Genomic DNA, 15,277 nt, shown 5'->3' with positions numbered 1-15,277 from the left:
GAAGGGAGTTCTCATGGGTCGCCTCGACGGCCGGGTCGCGCTCGTCTTCGGCGCGGGCTCCAGCGGTGCCGGCCTGAGCAACGGCCAGGCCGCGGCGCTCGCCTACGCCCGAGCCGGGGCGAGGGTCGCCGCGATCGACATCGACACCGGAAGCGCCGCGCGGACCGCCGGGCTGATCACCGCCGAGGGCGGCACCGCCCTCGGCGTTCCGGCTGACGTGACCGACGAGGACGACGTCGTCCGCGCCCTCGAGACCGCCGCCGAGCTCGGCGCGCCGACGATCCTGCACAACAACGTCGGCGTCGCCGTGACCGGCGGCCTGGCCGAGCTGACGCGGCAGTCCTGGGACCGAGCGCTCGCACTCAACCTCACCGGAGTCTTCCTCACCTGCAAGCACACTCTGCCCCAGCTGCGCGCGGCCGGCGGCGGCGCGGTCGTGAACGTGTCGTCGTTGGCCGCGATCCGCCACACCGGCTACGACTACCCCGCCTACATGGCGGCCAAGGCCGCGGTCAACCAGCTCACCGTCGCCCTCGCCCTCACCCACGCCCGGGACGGCATCCGCGTCAACGCCGTTCTGCCCGGCCTCATCGACACCCCGCTGGTCGGACGCCAGCTCGACGCCGACCCCGGGGCGCGGGCCCGGCGGGACGCCGCCAGCCCGACCGGGCGCATGGGCACCCCGTGGGACGTGGCCAACGCCGCCGTGTTCCTGGCCTCCGACGAAGCCGCCTACGTAAACGGCGTCTGCTTGCCCGTCGACGGCGGCCTCAGCGCGCGAGCCTGCTGAGGTCACGGGCGGTCGAGAAACTCCTCGACCACGGCGTTGAACGCCTTCGGGTTCTCCAGGAACGGGAAGTGCGAGCTCGCGACGTCGTCGGAGAAGACGTGCAGTTCGGCGTCGGGAACCTGCTCGGCGATGAAGCGCTGCGACCCGACCGAGACGTGGCTCCCGTCGCAGGCCAGCACCAGGGTCGGCACGTCCAGCCTCGGCAGCACGTCCCGCCAGTCCTGCGCGCAGTGGTCCCACAGCAGCGGCACGCCGGCGTAGGCGGGAGTGGACCGGATTTCCTGCTCGACGAAAGCCCAGACCGCGGGATCCGGCTCACCGGAGAACATGCTCCGCACGAAGTCCCGCCCGGCCGTTCCCCCCTGCGGGCCGTGCAGCGACTCGCCGAGCGCGACCAGCGCGCCGACGTCGAAGATCGCGCCCGAATCGGCCTGCTCCCCCGCGCTCATCCACGGCACCGCGGCGACGGCGGCCGGCTGGTCGACCGCGACGAACCGCCGGATCCGGCCGGTACCGTTCTGGTCGACGAAGCTCCACCACACCGACACGCCCATCGACCAGCCCAGCACGTCGGCCCGGTCGAGGCCGAGGTGGTCGAGCAGCTGCTCGGCGTCGCGCGCCAGCCGCGCGATCCGGTAGCCGTGGTGCGGCTTGGCCGACAGCCCGTGGCCGCGCTGATCGAGCGTCACCACCCGTCGCCGCGGCGCGAGCAGCTCGAACTGGTGCCGGAACATGGCCTGGGTCTGGCCCCAGCCGTGCAACATGACCAACGGCGCCGATCCGTCCTCGCCCAGGCCGCTGTCCCGGTAGGTCAGCTCCACACCGTCGTTCGTCGTGAACGTACCCATGACCGTTCTCCTGCCGCGCCGAAGGAAGTGCCACGCCGATCGTCCCCGGGCGCGTGCCGCCGGACCACCGAAGACTGACGGAGCCGCCGACCATCGGATTCCACGTTTTGTCGGAACGGTTCGCGCGCGCGGGCCGCCGACCGCTCGTGATCGGCCGCGGCGTCCACGCTCAGCGGAGCGTCTGTGCTCCGATGACGGACAGCACCTGCAGCTTTTCGTAGCTCTCGCTGCCGGGTGTGGCGGTGTAGACCATCAGCGAGTGGGCCTGGCCCGGGTCGACCAGTCGCTGGCAAGTCAGCTCCAACGCGCCGACCTCGGGGTGGTCGAAGTGCTTGACATCGTGGGGGCGGATCCCGATCTCGTGGTCGTCCCACACGCGCCGGAACTCCCCGCTGCACTCCAGGAGCAGGTCGGCCAGGTGCGCGGCCCGGGAACCGGGACCGCGGACGGTGACGAGCTCGCGCAGTCCCGAGGTGTACATCCGGGTGAGGAACGCGTGCTCTTCCGGTGCGTATATCCGCCGGGCATCGGGGTCGGTGAACCATCGGTACCCCGAACTGCGCGCGGGCCCGGTGTAGCGCGTCGTGTCGCCGGTGAGGGCGACCCCCATCGGGCTCTGCCGCAGCGTCTCGCCGAGCTCGGTGACGATCTCGGCGGGGGTGTCGTCCAGCCGGTCGAGCACCCGCAGGAGGCCGGGGCTGATGTGCTCGGCCGGCGCTCCCCTGGTCGGCGGGTTGTGCCCGGCGAGGCGGAAGAGGTGGTCGCGCTCGTCGAGCGACATGTGCAGCCCCTGGGCGATCGAGGCAAGCATCATGGGCGACGGCTGCGGACCACGTTCACGCTCCAAGCGGGAGTAGTAGTCGACCGACATGTGACACAGCGACGCGACCTCCTCGCGCCGAAGTCCGTTGGTCCGGCGCCGCGAACCGCGCGGCAGGCCGACGTCCTCGGGCTGCAGCGCCTCCCGGCGGTTGCGAAGGAACTCCGCAAGCCCGGTGCGATCGATCACGACACTCCTCCTTCGCCGACCTGCCTCGTTTCTACCGCCTGCCGGCCGAGGTAGCCACGGCCCGCCGATCCCCCCATCGGAACGGAGCGGCGGCCCGGCGAGCCGGTGATCGGGAAGTCCTGGATACGCCCGGGCGGCCCGCCGAGGATCGGTGCCACGGCCCGAACCTCGAAGGAGCAGAACCCATGCCACGCAAGCAGATCGACATCACCATCCCCGCCCTGTCCGGAAAGCGCGCCGTGATCACCGGCGCGAGCGACGGCATGGGCCTGGGCATGGCCACCCGCCTGGCCGCCGCCGGCGCGGAGGTGATCATGCCCGTCCGCAACCTACGCAAGGGCGAGGCCGCGATCACCACGATCATGCGGGCCGTCCCGGGCGCGAAGGTCTCGTTGCGCAGCCTCGACCTGTCCTCGCTCGAATCCGTCGCCGCCCTGGGCGACACGCTGCGCGAGGAGGGCCACCCGATCCACCTCCTGATCAACAACGCCGGGGTGATGCAGCCGCCGCGGCGCCAGAGCACGGCGGACGGGTTCGAGCTGCAGTTCGGCACCAACCACCTGGGCCACTTCGCGCTGGTCGGCCACGTCCTGCCGCTGCTGCGCGCCGGCCACGCCCGGGTGACCTCGCAGATCAGCATCGCCGCCCGCCGCGGCACCATCAACTGGGACGACCTGAACTGGGAACGCGACTACCGCGGGATGCGTGCCTACAGCCAGTCGAAGATCGCGTTCGGGCTGTTCGGTCTGGAGCTGGACCGGCGCAGCAAGGCCATGGGGTGGGGCATCAGCAGCAACCTCTCCCACCCCGGAGTGGCTCCCACCAGCCTGCTGGCCGCCCGTCCCGAAATCGGCCGGAGCCAGGACACGCCCCAGGTCCGGCTGATCCGCACGCTCTCGGCCCGCGGCATCCTGATCGGCACCGTCGAGACCGCCAAGCTGCCCGCCCTCCTGGCGGCGACCGGCCCCGATGCCAAGCCGGGCACCCTCTACGGCCCCAGCGGACCCGGCAGCCTCGGCGGTCCTCCGGCCGAGCAGCGGCTCTACCCGCCACTGCGCAGCGGCGACGACGCCGAACGCCTCTGGCGGGTCTCCGAGGAGCTGACGAAGACCACTTTCCCGACCGCCTGACCTTCCCCCACCCCGACAACCGCCGGCCACCGCCGATTCAGCCGGCGTGCTTCCGAAGCTCGCTCAGGTAGGCGGCGATCGCGTCCCGGTTGCGGGCCAGGACGTCGATGCGCGTGCTCATCCTGTCCCGCTCGCGTTCGAGCGCCGCCACCGTCTCCGCCGTGACGCCTTCGAAGACGATCGGATCGCGTGGTGAGGCGAGGCACGGCAGGACCGCGCGGATCACCTCCGTGGAAAGGCCCGCGTTCAGCAGCTCACGGATTTGCCGGACGCGGCCCAGGGCCGTCTCGTCGTAGTCGCGGTAGTTGTTCGGTCCGCGCGTCGAGGTGATCAACCCCTTCGCTTCGTAGAACCGCACTTGGCGCGTCGAGGCGTCTGCTCGCGCGGCCACTTCACCGATACGCACGTCACAACGCTACCTCTTGACCTTGACGCTGGTGTCAAGGTTCGAGGCTGGCCGCATGAGTGAACCGAACGGAACCGTCAGCCCGGCCTTCGAACCCGTCCGCGATGTCGTGGCGGAGCACCTTCGTCGCGGAACCGAGTGCGGCCTGTCCCTGGTCGTCGACGTGGACGGTGATCGGGTGGTGGACCTGTGGGGCGGTCATCGCGATGCGGCGCGCACCCGGCCGTGGCAGCGCGACACGATCACCAACGTGTGGTCGATCACGAAGACCGTGAGCAGCCTGGCCGCCTTCCTGCTCGTCGACGCGGGCGAACTGGACGTCTCCGCGCCGGTCGCCCGCTACTGGCCCGAATTCGCCGCGCGCGGCAAGGCACAGGTCGAGGTACGGCACCTGCTGTCCCACACCTCCGGCGTGTCCGGCCTCGACCATCCCGCACGGCTCGAGGACCTGTACGACCCGCGTACGGCCGCGGCGCGCATGGCCGCTCAAGCGCCCTGGTGGCGCCCCGGTTCGGCGTCCGGCTACCACCTGCTGAACTACGGCCACCTGATCGGGGAGCTGGTGCATCGCCTGACCGGTCAGTCCTTGCGGGAATTCGTGCACCAGCACCTCTCCGCGCCCCTGGGCGCGGACTTCCGGATCGGGTTGCGCGCGGCCGATGCCGACCGGGTTGCCGACGTCCTCCCGCCCGCGATCGATCTCGATCCCTCGGCCTTGGCCCGGGATACCGTCGCGTACAAGACTTTCACCGGCCCCGCGGTGAGCGCGGCCGCGGCCAACAGCCCGGCGTGGCGCGCGGCGGAACTGGGCGCGGCCAACGGGCACGGCAACGCGGCGTCGGTGGCCGAAATCCTGGCTCCCCTCGCGCGTTCCGGCGCTGCCGCCCACGGCCGCCTGCTCAAGCCCGGCACCACCGAGCTCATCTTCGACCAGCAGTCCGACGGTACGGATCTCGTCAACGGCCTGCACTTGAAGTGGGGCCTCGGGTTCGCGCTGCCCGACCGGCGGACGGTCCCGTGGATCCCGGAAGGGCGCATCGCCTTCTGGGGTGGCTGGGGTGGTTCGATGATCATCCTGGATCTCGATCGGCACGTCACGATCAGCTACGTCATGACCAACATGGGCGCCGACGTCCTCGGCTCACCGCGGGCCGCGGCCTACACAACGGCGATCTACGACGCCCTGGACGCCCGGTCTTGATCCGCTCCCCGACGGCTACCAGGCGTTGTCCGTGCCGAGGAACAGCTCGGCGATCCGCCACTCGCCGCCGTCGTGATCGAGCCGGAAGGTGTAGAAGCCGGTGGCGATCACGCCCGCACTTCCGCCCGCGTTCGAGGTGAGCAGGAGGTAGGCGTGCACCAGCGCGGTCCCGGCGTCCGCGCTGTGGACGACCACGTTGACCAGGTTGTGCCGTCGCTGGTCGGTCTCGGCGCCCATCGCGTCCCGTGCGAACTCGAGGATCGCCGGTCGTCCGACGACGGGTCCGAGGTCGTTCTCGCCGGCGATCTCGAACGTCCACGTGGCGTCTTCGGTCAGGACGGCTTCCAGGGCGGCCAAGTCCTGCTGGTCGAGGGCGAAGGCGTAGCGAGCCAGTGCCTGGTGGACGGCGAACTGCTCCACCGGGTCGAGAGCCACCGACCCCGGACGGATCGCGGTGAGGTAGCTGTTTCCCCAGCCAGGGACGGCCTTCGCACTCATGCGACCGTCAGCACGATCTTGCCCCGCAGGTGTCCCTCGGCAGCTCGCTTGTGCGCTGCGTGGGCGTCCTTGAGGGAGAAGGTGCTGTCGATCGCCACGCGGATCGTGCCTTCTTCGTGCAGCCGCCCGAGTTCGGCGAGCTGCGCGCCGTTCGCGCGGACCTGGGTAGCGGTGACCGTGACCCCGAGCTTCGCGTTCTCCTCGTCGTCGAACTCGCCGAAGTACACCGGGTAGAGAGCCCCACCGCGCTTGAGGGTGCGCAGGAAGCGCCGGCTGTGCGGACCTCCGACGTTGTCCAGGACGAGGTCGAGGTCGCGGGCGACGTCTTCGGGTCGGTCCTGGGTGTAGTCGATGACTTCGTCGGCGCCGAGTTCGCGCAGGAAGTCCTCGTGGGCACCCGAGGCCACGGCGATGACGCGGGCGCCCCGCCACTTGGCCAGCTGAAGGGCGAGGTGTCCCACGCCGCCGGCCGCGCCGTTGACGAGCACCGTCTTCCCGCTGTCGAGCGCCATCGGGCGGTGCTGGGCCTGCTGGAACGGCGAGGGGTGGTCGTGCCCGAGCTCGATCAGGAACTGCCACGCCGTCAGCCCCGACATGGCCAGGGCGGCGGCGTGCACGTGGTCGACGGCGGCCGGTTTGCGGGCGAGGTCGGACGCCGGGGCGGTGACGTACTCGGCGTAGGCGTCGCTTTGGAGCACCGCGGGGAAGCGCAGCAGCCCGAACACCTCGTCACCGGCCGCGAAGCCGTCGACACCGGCACCGACGGCTTCCACGACCCCCGAGACGTCGGTGCCCGGGATCAAGGGGAGTTCCATCGGCGGCTTCAGCTCGGCGGGCACGTCGGGCATGCCTTCCCTCGCGTACCAGTCGGGAGGGTTCAATCCGACCGCCTGCACGCGGATGAGCACCTCGCCCGGCCCCGCTTCGGGGACCGGCACGTCCTCGTACCGCAGGACCTCGGGCCCGCCGAACTCGTGCAGCCGGATCGCTTTCATGGTCTGTGCCGGCACGACACTCTCCTTCGTCTCTCACGCGGTAAGCTAAGTGAACCAGGGATCCGTTTTTCCGGACCACTGATCCGAATATATGGTTCAGTGGTCCACTTAGTCAAGGGAGGGCCCATGCGGGCGGATGCCCAAGCCAACCGCGACCGCCTGCTCGTCGTCGCCGGCGCCGTCTTCGCCGAGCAGGGTGTCGAGGCGTCGATGCGGGACATCGCGCGCCGGGCCGGGGTCGGGCTGGCGACGCTGCTGCGGCACTTCCCGACCCGGGAGGCGTTGCTGGAGGCCCTGCTCCGGACGAGCTTCGACGAGTTGACGGCCCGGGCGGCCGAGGTCGAGGCCACCGGCTCGCCTCGAGAGGCGCTGATGACGTGGGTGCGTGAGTTCGTCGGTTTCACCACGGACAACCACGGGGTGGTGACGTCGATGGTGAAGGCGATCGAGGAGCCCGAATCCGCGCTTCACGCTTCCTGCGTCGCCCTGCGTGCGGCTGGTGCCCGGATCCTCGGCGCCGCCCAGGCCGCGGACGTGGCGCGGCCCGATATCGATGGCGAAGATCTCTTCGCCCTGGTTTCGGCGTTCGCCTGGCTCGGCGACCAACCCGGGCACGAAGCACGCGCCAAGCGGCTCTTCGACCTCGTGATGGGCTCGATCCTGACCGAGCGGGCCGGCTGACGCCCGGCGCTACGCGTGGTTCGCCACCTGCCGGTCGAGCCAGTCGTAGACGATCTCCTCGCCGCCGGGATTGCCCATGTGGCGCAGCCCGCTGCGCGCGTGGATCTCCTTGCGACCCCCGGACAGTGCCACCAGGACGCTGTCCTCGATGGGGAAGATCGAGTCCTCCATGCCGTTGAGGCAGAGCAGGAGGCTGGACGGCCGGTCCAGGATCCCGCTGTCCAGCAGGCTGAACTTCGATCCTCGCGCCCGGTAGTCCGCGACCGCGTTCTCGCCACGGAACCCGTGTTTCCAGGCCAGCGCCTCGACCAGCGCGAACGGGTATTCCATCTGGTCTTGGTGATCGATCCAGTCCGGGTGGTACAGGTAGTGCGCTCCCCCGCCCTGACTGACCACTGCGAGCATTCGCTCCGCATGGGTGTGAGCGAGCCGGAAAGCGTTGTAGCCGCCCGTGCTGATGCCTCGCGCGCAGATCTTGCCGGTGTCCACGGCGTAGGTGCCGGCGTTGGCGTCGACCCAGTCGAGGACGCTGCTCATGAGGCGGTCGGTCGACTGCGGGTCGTGAGCGGCGGCGGGGCAGTCGCCGGTTCCCGGAATCTCGAACGACACCGTCACGAAGCCTCGCTCGACGTGGGCCTGGGTGCGTGGCGTGTTGTCTGTCTTGTAGGCGTCCAGTCCGCAGATGAACAGCAGGACCGGCCAACCGCCACGAGGCGGAGGCCCCTGCGGCACGCGCAAGTAGGCGCTGATGTCCGTCGTCGCGTCCCCCGCGGCGGGGTCCGCGTGGGCGAAGGGAATGCTCACCGGGATGATGGGCGGATCGAGAAGCCGCCCGCCTTTTTCGTACGCGGCCTTGCCCAGTGACCACGCCTTGTCACCGTGCGCCGAGCGAATGATCGGGAAGCGGGAGATCCGGCAGACGGCGGCGGCACGCAGGAAGAGCTCGCGGGCCTGTTCCTGACGTCCGGCGGACAGGTGCTTCTCGGCCTGGGCGACCAGATCTTCGGCCACGGGAACGAACGGTGCCCCGTACTCGTCCGGTCGCGACAGGATGGCGGTGTCGTCGCCCGAGACGCGGACCAGCTCGGCGAAGATCGGGTCGAAGTCCTCGACGTTCCCGTCGAAGAAGGGATAGATCCCGGCGGCGGCGTTGGGGCGCCATTTGTCCGCCCAGAGCAGGGAAACGGCATCGTGGTGGTCGAAGTACGGATACCCGTTCTTCAGCCCCTGGGCGGCGGTCTGGACGTGGAACGGCGGGCAGGCAACCCGAGGGGAGCTACTCATCGTGCACCTTCTTCGGTTCGGGGTGGTCAGGACAGCGGCGACAGGGCGGCGGGGTCGAGCAGCACTTCCTCGACGTCGACGATGTTGCCGATGTCGAAGCCCCGCATGTCGGCCGCGAACTCGGGGCTGGCCATGTACGCGGCGGTGACTTCGCCGGGATCGGCGCCGTCGGGGTACGCGATCAGGGCGACCAGGCGGTGCGCATCGGCGTCGTGGTCGGTCCAGATCCCGTGCGTGGTGACGCCGAAAGCGCGCAGGCTCGGGATGTGTCGCGGCCAATGCACGGTCGCGTAGTCCTGGAGCGCTTCGGCCGTGCGGAGAGTGTAAAACCTGAGCTGGTACACGATCGTCGGATTCCTTTCAGTCCAGGGTCAGCTGATGAGGCTTACGCCCAGGGCGAGGACGGCCAGGCCCTGCAGGACGGCCCTGGGGACGATGATGCGGTCCCAGTTTCGTTGCCAGGTGCGGACGTCGGCGGGAGTTTCGTGGGCGTCGGCGGCCGCGGTGAGCCGCCGGTTGATGGGTGCGCTGATGCGCAGGTACAGCAGCACCCAGACCACCAGCAGCAGGAAAGCCACTCCCGCGGTCACTGCGGCGGCCGGGTGGCCGGCCACCGCGGCGAGCACGGATGCGACGGCGGCCGCGACGACGCCGAGGATTCCGGGAACGGGCACCCGCCGGTCGCCGAACCGGTGCACGTTGCCCATGATCGCGGTGAGGGTGGTGTCGTCGACGTGCGCGAGGGCGGATCGTTGGACGAGCGCGCAGAAAGCGTCGGTGCCGTAGACGATCCCGGTGCTCAAAATGGCCAAGAGCGCGGCGAGGTGCGAGAGCAGTGTCATGCCTGGACTCCGGCGGCACCGAGCGGCGGCAGGGCGCCGATCTGCTGGAACATTTGCATCAGGTTCAGCTGGTCCCAGTGTTCGACGAACATGCCGTCCTCCACGCGCCAGATGTCGATACTGCGCATTTCGACGGATGCGCCGCCGGCCGGGATGCCCAGCAGGTCCCCGGTGTGGGTGCCGCGGTAGGTGAAGCGGCCCACGACGCGATCACCGGAGACGATCAGATCCTCCATCGTGACGGCCACGTCGGGCAGTCCGGTGAAGAACACCGTCCAGAACTGGCGGTTGGCCTCGCGGCCGCCGGCGACGAAGTCGTTGTGGTTGACGTAGTCCTCGGCGATGAACCGGTCCACCAGGTCCGGGTCGTGGGTGTTGGTCATCTCGGTGAACAGCTCGGCGAGCTGGTGTCCGGGTGACGTCATGTCGATCTCCTCGTCGTGGTTAGCAGTGCTAGTTCTAGCAACGCTAACCCCTCGGGTCGACCGCGTCAATAGCACTGCTAGGAAAGCTAGCAGTGCTACAGTCAGGCATGGCCACCCCAGATCGCCGCGGGCGCGAACTCCCCGCCCGTCGCCGCCTCATCACGGCGGCGGCGCGCACCCTGGCGGAGGGTGAGGGCTGGGATGCGGTCACCACCCGCAGGTTGTCGACCGAGATCGAGTGCAGCCAACCGGTGCTGTACAAGCACTTCGAATCGATGGGAGACATCGTCGAAGCCGTCGCGCTGGAGGGCTTCGGCGAACTCGCCGAGGAGCTGCACGCGGCCCGCCACGGCGGCGCCACGCCCGGCGACGACGTCGGCCGGGTCGCCACCGCGTTCCACGGCTTCGCTATGAAGAACCCCGCCCTCTACGACGCGATGTTCACCCGGGCCACCCGGCTGCGCTTCAGCGGGGAGAGCACCCCCGCGCCGCTGGCCGAAGCCTTCGGCGAACTGCGCGATGCCGTCGCCGCCGTTGCCGCCGAGCGTGACGTCGACACCCTCACGGAGGCCCTCTGGGCGGGACTGCACGGACTGGTCATGCTCGGGCGCAACGGCCGGCTGCGCCCGGGGTATGACGCCGACCGCGTCGAGCTGCTGGTCGCGCAGTTCCGCGATGCCGGGTCCTCGGCCGGCTGATCTTCCGCGACGGGGCAACGGACGACCCGCGCCCCGCCGTGTGCGCTTGCGGAGCCCCGGGCAGAGGGATCCTCCCCGCTACTCGACTTGGCCGAGCGGCGGTGGGCTGATCTCGCGCTTGAGGATCTTGCCGGTCGGGCCCTTCGGCAGCGCGGCGAGGAGCCAGATGCGGCGGGGGTACTTGTACGGCGCGACCTGGCTCTTGACGTACGCCTGCAGGGTCTCGGCCGTGGCGGTGGCCCCCGGCCGGAGCACGACGGCCGCGCCGACCTCCTCGCCGAGCGCGGGGTCGGCGACGCCGACCACCGCGGCTTCGAGCACGGCGGGGTGCTCGTAGAGGACCTCCTCGATCTCGCGCGGATAGACGTTGTACCCGCCGCGGATGATGAGCTCCTTCTTGCGATCGACGATGAACAGGTATCCCTCGTCGTCCCTCCGGGCCAGGTCGCCGGTGCGGAACCAGCCGTCCGGGATCGCCTCGGCGGTCGCGTCCGGATGGCGCCAGTAACGCTTCATCACGTTGTGGCCGCGGATGGCGATCTCGCCGACTTCGCCGTCCGGCACGTCGGCGCCGGTGTCGTCGACCACGCGGATCCGCACGCCGCGGATCGGGGTGCCGATGGAGCCGGGCTTGCGTGGGCGATCGGGGTGGTTGAACGCGGCGACCGGGGAGGTTTCGGACAGGCCGTAACCCTCCAGGATCGTGCACTCGAACTTCTTCTCGAACGCGTGCAGCACCTCCACCGGCAGCGCGGCCCCGCCGGAGACGCAGAGCCGCAGCGCGTCGAAGCGGGGCGTGCCGGCCCCGGCGTCGGCCGCGGCGAGCAGGGCCACGTACATGGCCGGCACGCCTTCGAAGACCGTCACCCGGTGCCGGGCGAGCACGTCGAGCACCGAATCGGGGGTGAACCGCGGGACGAGGGTCAAGCAGGCGCCGGCGCCCACCGCGGCGTTGAGGCCGCAGGTCTGGCCGAACGAATGGAACAGCGGGAGCCCCCCGAAGACGACGTCGTCCGGCCCGAGCCGGAACAGGTCGCCGGCCGCGGCCTCGGCGTTGGTGGCCAGGTTGGCGTGGGTCAGCTCCGCGCCCTTGGGCCGGCCGGTGGTGCCGGAGGTGTAGAGGATGACCGCGGTGTCGGACGGCTTCCGGTCGCGGACGCCGCGCTCCGCAGGCACCGGCAGGGCGGTGCCGAAGCCGTCCTCGACGACCGTGCGGTCGATGCCGGCCAGGGCCGCGCCGGCGCACCCCTCCCCCGCGAAGATCATCCGCGCCTGCGAGTCGCCGAGGTAGTAGGTGACCTCTCGTTCCTTCAACAGCGGATTCATCGGTACGACGACGGCGCCGGCGCGCAGGATCGCGTAGTACACGACGGCGAACTCGGGCACATTGGGCAGCATCACGGCGATCCGGTCGCCCGGCCGCACCCCGCGGGCGTCGAGCATGGCGGCGACGGCGGCGCTGCGGCGGTCGAGGTCGGCGTAGGTGAGGACGGTGTCGTGCAGCCGGACCGCGGGGCGGCCGGGGAATGCGTCCGCGCTGCGCACGAGGGTGCCGGCGAGGTTCACCGCGGACCTCCGTCGGCCCGCGGGCGCGGCTCGTCGACGTCGGCGGCGGTGATGATCAGCTTGCCGCCCTTGGGAGTGCCGTGGCGTTCGAGTTCGCTGAGCGCCGGGATCGCGGCGGCGAGCGACACGGTCCGGGCGATCGGAATCCGCAGCTGTCCCCGCGCGGCCAGCTGTGCCACCTCGTCGAGGTCCTCGGGGCTGGGCCGGCCCAGCATCAGGCGATACGGTCCCGGCAGGGCACTCCTCACGAGCTTCGACGGCGTGGGGACGATGTCGAGGATGCGGCCACCGGGCTTCAGCAGCGTCCGCGCGGCTGTGGCCGAGAGCGTGCCGGGGGTGTCGAGGACCAGGTCGAATCGTCCTTCGAGCCGCGCCGGGTCGAAGCCGAACTCGACGACCGGGGTGATGCCGAGTTCGTGCGCCTCGTCCACCGCGGTGGCCCGGCAGCTGCCTCCCACGGACGCGCCGGACAGCAACGCGATCTGGGCCGCCGCCCGGCCCACGCCGCCGAGGCAGCCGTTGACGAAGACCGCCTGCCCGGCTCGCAGCTTGCCCCGGCCGAGGACCGCCTGGAACGCGGTGATCCCGACGACCGGGAGGGCCGCGGCCTGTTCGAAGGAGAGCTCGGCCGGCTTGCGGACCACCGCCTTCTCGTCGGCGATGACCATCTCGGCGAACGCTCCCGCCCCCTTGAGGCTCGTCCCGCCGAGCACCGCGTCGCCGACCCGCACCCGGGTCACCCCCGCACCGACCGCCGCCACGACACCGGAGAAGTCGTTGCCGATCCCTCGCGGGAAGCTGCGGCCGGTCATGAGGCGCATCTCGCCGTTGCGCATCTTCCAGTCCATCGCGTTGGCGGCCGCGGCCTTCACCCGCACCAGAATTTCGCCGCGACCCGGCCGGGCCGGCTCGAAGTCCTCCAGGCGCAGGACTTCCGGGCCGCCGTACCGGTGATATTGGAGGCGCTTCACAGCGCGGCCTTGGTGATGGTGACGTCGCGATCCACGCCCGTGGCGGCCCAGTCCCGCACCACCGCGAGGTAACCGAGGGGCCCAGGGCCGTACTGGCCGCCCAGCACGGTCGGTTTCGGGTCGTCGAGCCTGCCCTCGTTGTTGTAATAGCTCGGGGTGCATTCCGCGTCGTACCGCGTGCGGTCGACGTGCACCCGGGCCAGCTCGTCGGCCCAGCGCTGCTCGGCGTCGGCGGTCACCTCGGCGACGGCGACACCGGCCCGCAGGAAACGTGCCGTCAGCGCCGCGACGTGCTCGGCCTGGCGGGAGGTGACGTGCGGGAAGTTGATCGAGATGGCGGCCTGCTCGATGCCGCCGATGAGGAAGAAGTTCGGGAAGCGGCTGGTCATCATGCCGTGCAGGCTGCGCATCCCGTGCCGCCAGTGCTCGGCCAGCGACACCCCGTCCCGCCCGATCAGCTGGTACCCGCCCGCTTCGTAGGTGTAGGCGCCGGAGTCGAACCCCGTGGAATAGATGATCAGATCGACCTCGTACTCGACGCCGTCGACCACGACTCCGTGTTCGGTGATGTGGTCCACCCCGCGGCCGTCGGTGTCGACCAGGGTGACGTTGTCGTTGTTGAAGGCCGGGTAGTAGTCGTCGCTGAACAGCGGGCGCTTGCAGAAATAGTCGTACCAGGGCTGCAGCGATTTCGCCGTAGCCGGATCACGGACGATCTCGGTCACCCGCGCCCGGATCTCCTCCATCTTTTCGAAGTCGACGGCCTGCATCGCGGCGAAGTCCGGCGCTCCGCCCGGGCCGCCGGAGGCCGCCGCCACCGCGACCCGCCGGGCCATCCGGGTGACCTCGTCGTCGACCAGGTCCGCCACGGGCCGGCCCGACATGAGCTCGACGAAGTTGTCCATGCGCTTGCGCTGCCAACCGGGCTCCAGATCGCGGTACCAGTCCGGATCGGTCGGCCGGTTGTCGCGGGCGTTGACGATCGCCGGGGTGCGCTGGAAGACGTACACCTGCTTCGCGCTCGGGGCCAGGCGCGGCAGGATCTGGATGCTGCTCGCGCCGGTGCCGATCAACGCGACCCGCTGGTCCGCCAGCTTGTCCAGGCCGCCGTTCCAGTCGCCGCCGGTGATCCGGTAGTCCCACCGGCTGGAGTGGAAGGCCTTTCCCCGGAAAATCTCGATCCCCTTGATGCCCGGCAGCTTGGGCCGGTTCAGCGGGCCTGTCCCGACCATCACGAACCGCGCGTGCAGCACATCCCCCCGATCGGTGGACACCACCCACCGGGACAGCTGCTCGTTCCAGACGACCTGGGTGACCGTCGTCCCGAGCAGGGCCCGCGAGTAGAGGTCGTAGTGACGTCCGATCGCCCGCGCGTGCTCGAGCATCTCCGGGCCACCGGCGTACTTTTCGCTCGGCACCGTCCCGATCTCTTCGAGCAACGGCATGTAGACGTAGGACTCCATGTCGCAGCGCACACCCGGATACCGGTTCCAGTACCAGACGCCACCGAAGTCCCCGGCCTGATCCACGATCAGCAAATCACGCACCCCGGCCTCGTCCAGCCGCGCCGCCATCGTCAGGCCGGCCCAGCCACCGCCGAGAACAAGGGCTTCCACCTCGGCGAACCGAGCTTCGCGAGGCTGACCTCCGGGACTCGACTCCAGGTACGGATCGGCCGCGAACTTCTCGTGGTCCCCGCTGACGTCCAGGTACTGCTTGGTGCCGTCGGGCCGCAGCCGCTTCTCCCGCTCCTGGCGGTACTTCCGCCGCAGCCGCGCGGGATCGAATTCCGTGGAAACCCTCCGGCCACTGCCCGTGATGCCGTTCATGGCGGTCCCTCTCCTCGCGTTGTCTCGGCGTGACATCACCGTAGCACTTGATGTCGCGACGTGACATCGTGCTAGTTTGATGTCGCGGCGTGACATCCGCCACC

The 15,277-nt window shown here is 70.3% G+C and carries 17 protein-coding genes; 5 read left to right on the top strand and 12 right to left on the bottom strand.

Annotation, left to right across the window (positions count from 1 at the left end; translation table 11 throughout):
• Positions 1-13 precede the first annotated feature (13 nt).
• On the top strand, positions 14-790 hold the full coding sequence (locus ABZ342_RS17470) for an SDR family NAD(P)-dependent oxidoreductase (RefSeq protein WP_360473893.1): 777 nt from the start codon (positions 14-16) through the stop codon (positions 788-790).
• A gap of 2 nt (positions 791-792) precedes the next feature.
• On the opposite strand, the gene ABZ342_RS17465 is transcribed toward ABZ342_RS17470, so the two are convergent.
• Complete coding sequence (locus ABZ342_RS17465) at positions 793-1,638, bottom strand: alpha/beta hydrolase (RefSeq protein WP_360473891.1); 846 nt, start codon at positions 1,636-1,638, stop codon at positions 793-795.
• Between the two features lie 169 nt (positions 1,639-1,807).
• On the bottom strand, positions 1,808-2,647 hold the full coding sequence (locus ABZ342_RS17460; protein WP_360473889.1) for a helix-turn-helix transcriptional regulator: 840 nt from the start codon (positions 2,645-2,647) through the stop codon (positions 1,808-1,810).
• A 185-nt stretch (positions 2,648-2,832) separates the two neighbouring features.
• On the opposite strand from ABZ342_RS17460, the gene ABZ342_RS17455 reads away from it, so the two are divergent.
• A complete protein-coding gene (locus tag ABZ342_RS17455; protein WP_360473887.1) occupies positions 2,833-3,777 on the top strand; it encodes an SDR family oxidoreductase in 945 nt (314 codons plus the stop codon).
• A gap of 37 nt (positions 3,778-3,814) precedes the next feature.
• Here ABZ342_RS17455 and ABZ342_RS17450 read toward each other — a convergent pair whose 3' ends face one another.
• Positions 3,815-4,183 (bottom strand): MerR family transcriptional regulator, encoded by a 369-nt coding sequence (locus ABZ342_RS17450; protein WP_360473885.1) that lies wholly within the window; start codon positions 4,181-4,183, stop codon positions 3,815-3,817.
• Between the two features lie 55 nt (positions 4,184-4,238).
• On the opposite strand from ABZ342_RS17450, the gene ABZ342_RS17445 reads away from it, so the two are divergent.
• Positions 4,239-5,384 (top strand): serine hydrolase domain-containing protein, encoded by a 1,146-nt coding sequence (locus tag ABZ342_RS17445; protein ID WP_360473883.1) that lies wholly within the window; start codon positions 4,239-4,241, stop codon positions 5,382-5,384.
• A gap of 15 nt (positions 5,385-5,399) precedes the next feature.
• On the opposite strand, the gene ABZ342_RS17440 is transcribed toward ABZ342_RS17445, so the two are convergent.
• Both ABZ342_RS17440 and ABZ342_RS17435 read right to left on the bottom strand, forming a co-directional pair.
• Positions 5,400-5,882, bottom strand: coding sequence for a nuclear transport factor 2 family protein (locus tag ABZ342_RS17440; RefSeq protein ID WP_360473881.1), 483 nt, complete (start codon positions 5,880-5,882; stop codon positions 5,400-5,402).
• Positions 5,879-6,892 (bottom strand): NADP-dependent oxidoreductase, encoded by a 1,014-nt coding sequence (locus tag ABZ342_RS17435; RefSeq protein ID WP_360473879.1) that lies wholly within the window; start codon positions 6,890-6,892, stop codon positions 5,879-5,881. Before ABZ342_RS17435 ends, ABZ342_RS17440 begins: the two co-directional genes overlap by 4 nt.
• Before the next feature lie 111 nt (positions 6,893-7,003).
• On the opposite strand from ABZ342_RS17435, the gene ABZ342_RS17430 reads away from it, so the two are divergent.
• Complete coding sequence (locus tag ABZ342_RS17430; RefSeq protein WP_360473877.1) at positions 7,004-7,558, top strand: helix-turn-helix domain-containing protein; 555 nt, start codon at positions 7,004-7,006, stop codon at positions 7,556-7,558.
• Positions 7,559-7,567: 9 nt separating this feature from the next.
• Here the strand turns inward: ABZ342_RS17430 and ABZ342_RS17425 are convergent, their stop codons facing one another.
• Genes ABZ342_RS17425 through ABZ342_RS17410 form a run of 4 tightly spaced genes read right to left on the bottom strand, consistent with a single transcriptional unit; the run spans position 7,568 to position 10,109 of the window.
• The gene (locus ABZ342_RS17425; protein WP_360473875.1) at positions 7,568-8,842 is read right to left on the bottom strand and encodes an alpha/beta hydrolase; all 1,275 of its coding nucleotides are present in this window, start codon (positions 8,840-8,842) and stop codon (positions 7,568-7,570) included.
• A gap of 26 nt (positions 8,843-8,868) precedes the next feature.
• The gene (locus tag ABZ342_RS17420) at positions 8,869-9,186 is read right to left on the bottom strand and encodes an NIPSNAP family protein (RefSeq protein WP_360473873.1); all 318 of its coding nucleotides are present in this window, start codon (positions 9,184-9,186) and stop codon (positions 8,869-8,871) included.
• A gap of 27 nt (positions 9,187-9,213) precedes the next feature.
• Positions 9,214-9,684: a hypothetical protein gene (locus ABZ342_RS17415; RefSeq protein ID WP_360473871.1), complete on the bottom strand. Its 471-nt coding sequence runs from the start codon at positions 9,682-9,684 to the stop codon at positions 9,214-9,216.
• Entirely contained in the window at positions 9,681-10,109 is a 429-nt protein-coding gene (locus ABZ342_RS17410; protein WP_360473869.1) for an ester cyclase, read from the bottom strand. Before ABZ342_RS17410 ends, ABZ342_RS17415 begins: the two co-directional genes overlap by 4 nt.
• Positions 10,110-10,216: 107 nt before the next feature.
• Between ABZ342_RS17410 and ABZ342_RS17405 the strand changes: the two genes are divergently transcribed.
• A complete protein-coding gene (locus tag ABZ342_RS17405; RefSeq protein WP_360473867.1) occupies positions 10,217-10,807 on the top strand; it encodes a TetR/AcrR family transcriptional regulator in 591 nt (196 codons plus the stop codon).
• 78 nt (positions 10,808-10,885) lie between these two features.
• On the opposite strand, the gene ABZ342_RS17400 is transcribed toward ABZ342_RS17405, so the two are convergent.
• Genes ABZ342_RS17400 through ABZ342_RS17390 form a run of 3 tightly spaced genes read right to left on the bottom strand, consistent with a single transcriptional unit; the run spans position 10,886 to position 15,173 of the window.
• Entirely contained in the window at positions 10,886-12,373 is a 1,488-nt protein-coding gene (locus ABZ342_RS17400) for a long-chain fatty acid--CoA ligase (RefSeq protein WP_360473865.1), read from the bottom strand.
• Positions 12,370-13,344 (bottom strand): NADP-dependent oxidoreductase, encoded by a 975-nt coding sequence (locus ABZ342_RS17395; protein ID WP_360473863.1) that lies wholly within the window; start codon positions 13,342-13,344, stop codon positions 12,370-12,372. The genes ABZ342_RS17400 and ABZ342_RS17395 overlap by 4 nt, the downstream gene beginning before the upstream one ends.
• A complete protein-coding gene (locus ABZ342_RS17390) occupies positions 13,341-15,173 on the bottom strand; it encodes an NAD(P)/FAD-dependent oxidoreductase (RefSeq protein ID WP_360473861.1) in 1,833 nt (610 codons plus the stop codon). Before ABZ342_RS17390 ends, ABZ342_RS17395 begins: the two co-directional genes overlap by 4 nt.
• Positions 15,174-15,277: the final 104 nt, after the last annotated feature.

Source organism: Amycolatopsis sp. NPDC005961 (assembly GCF_040629235.1).
GTDB lineage: Bacteria > Actinomycetota > Actinomycetes > Mycobacteriales > Pseudonocardiaceae > Amycolatopsis > Amycolatopsis camponoti.
This window is presented reverse-complemented; position numbering and strand designations above follow the sequence as displayed.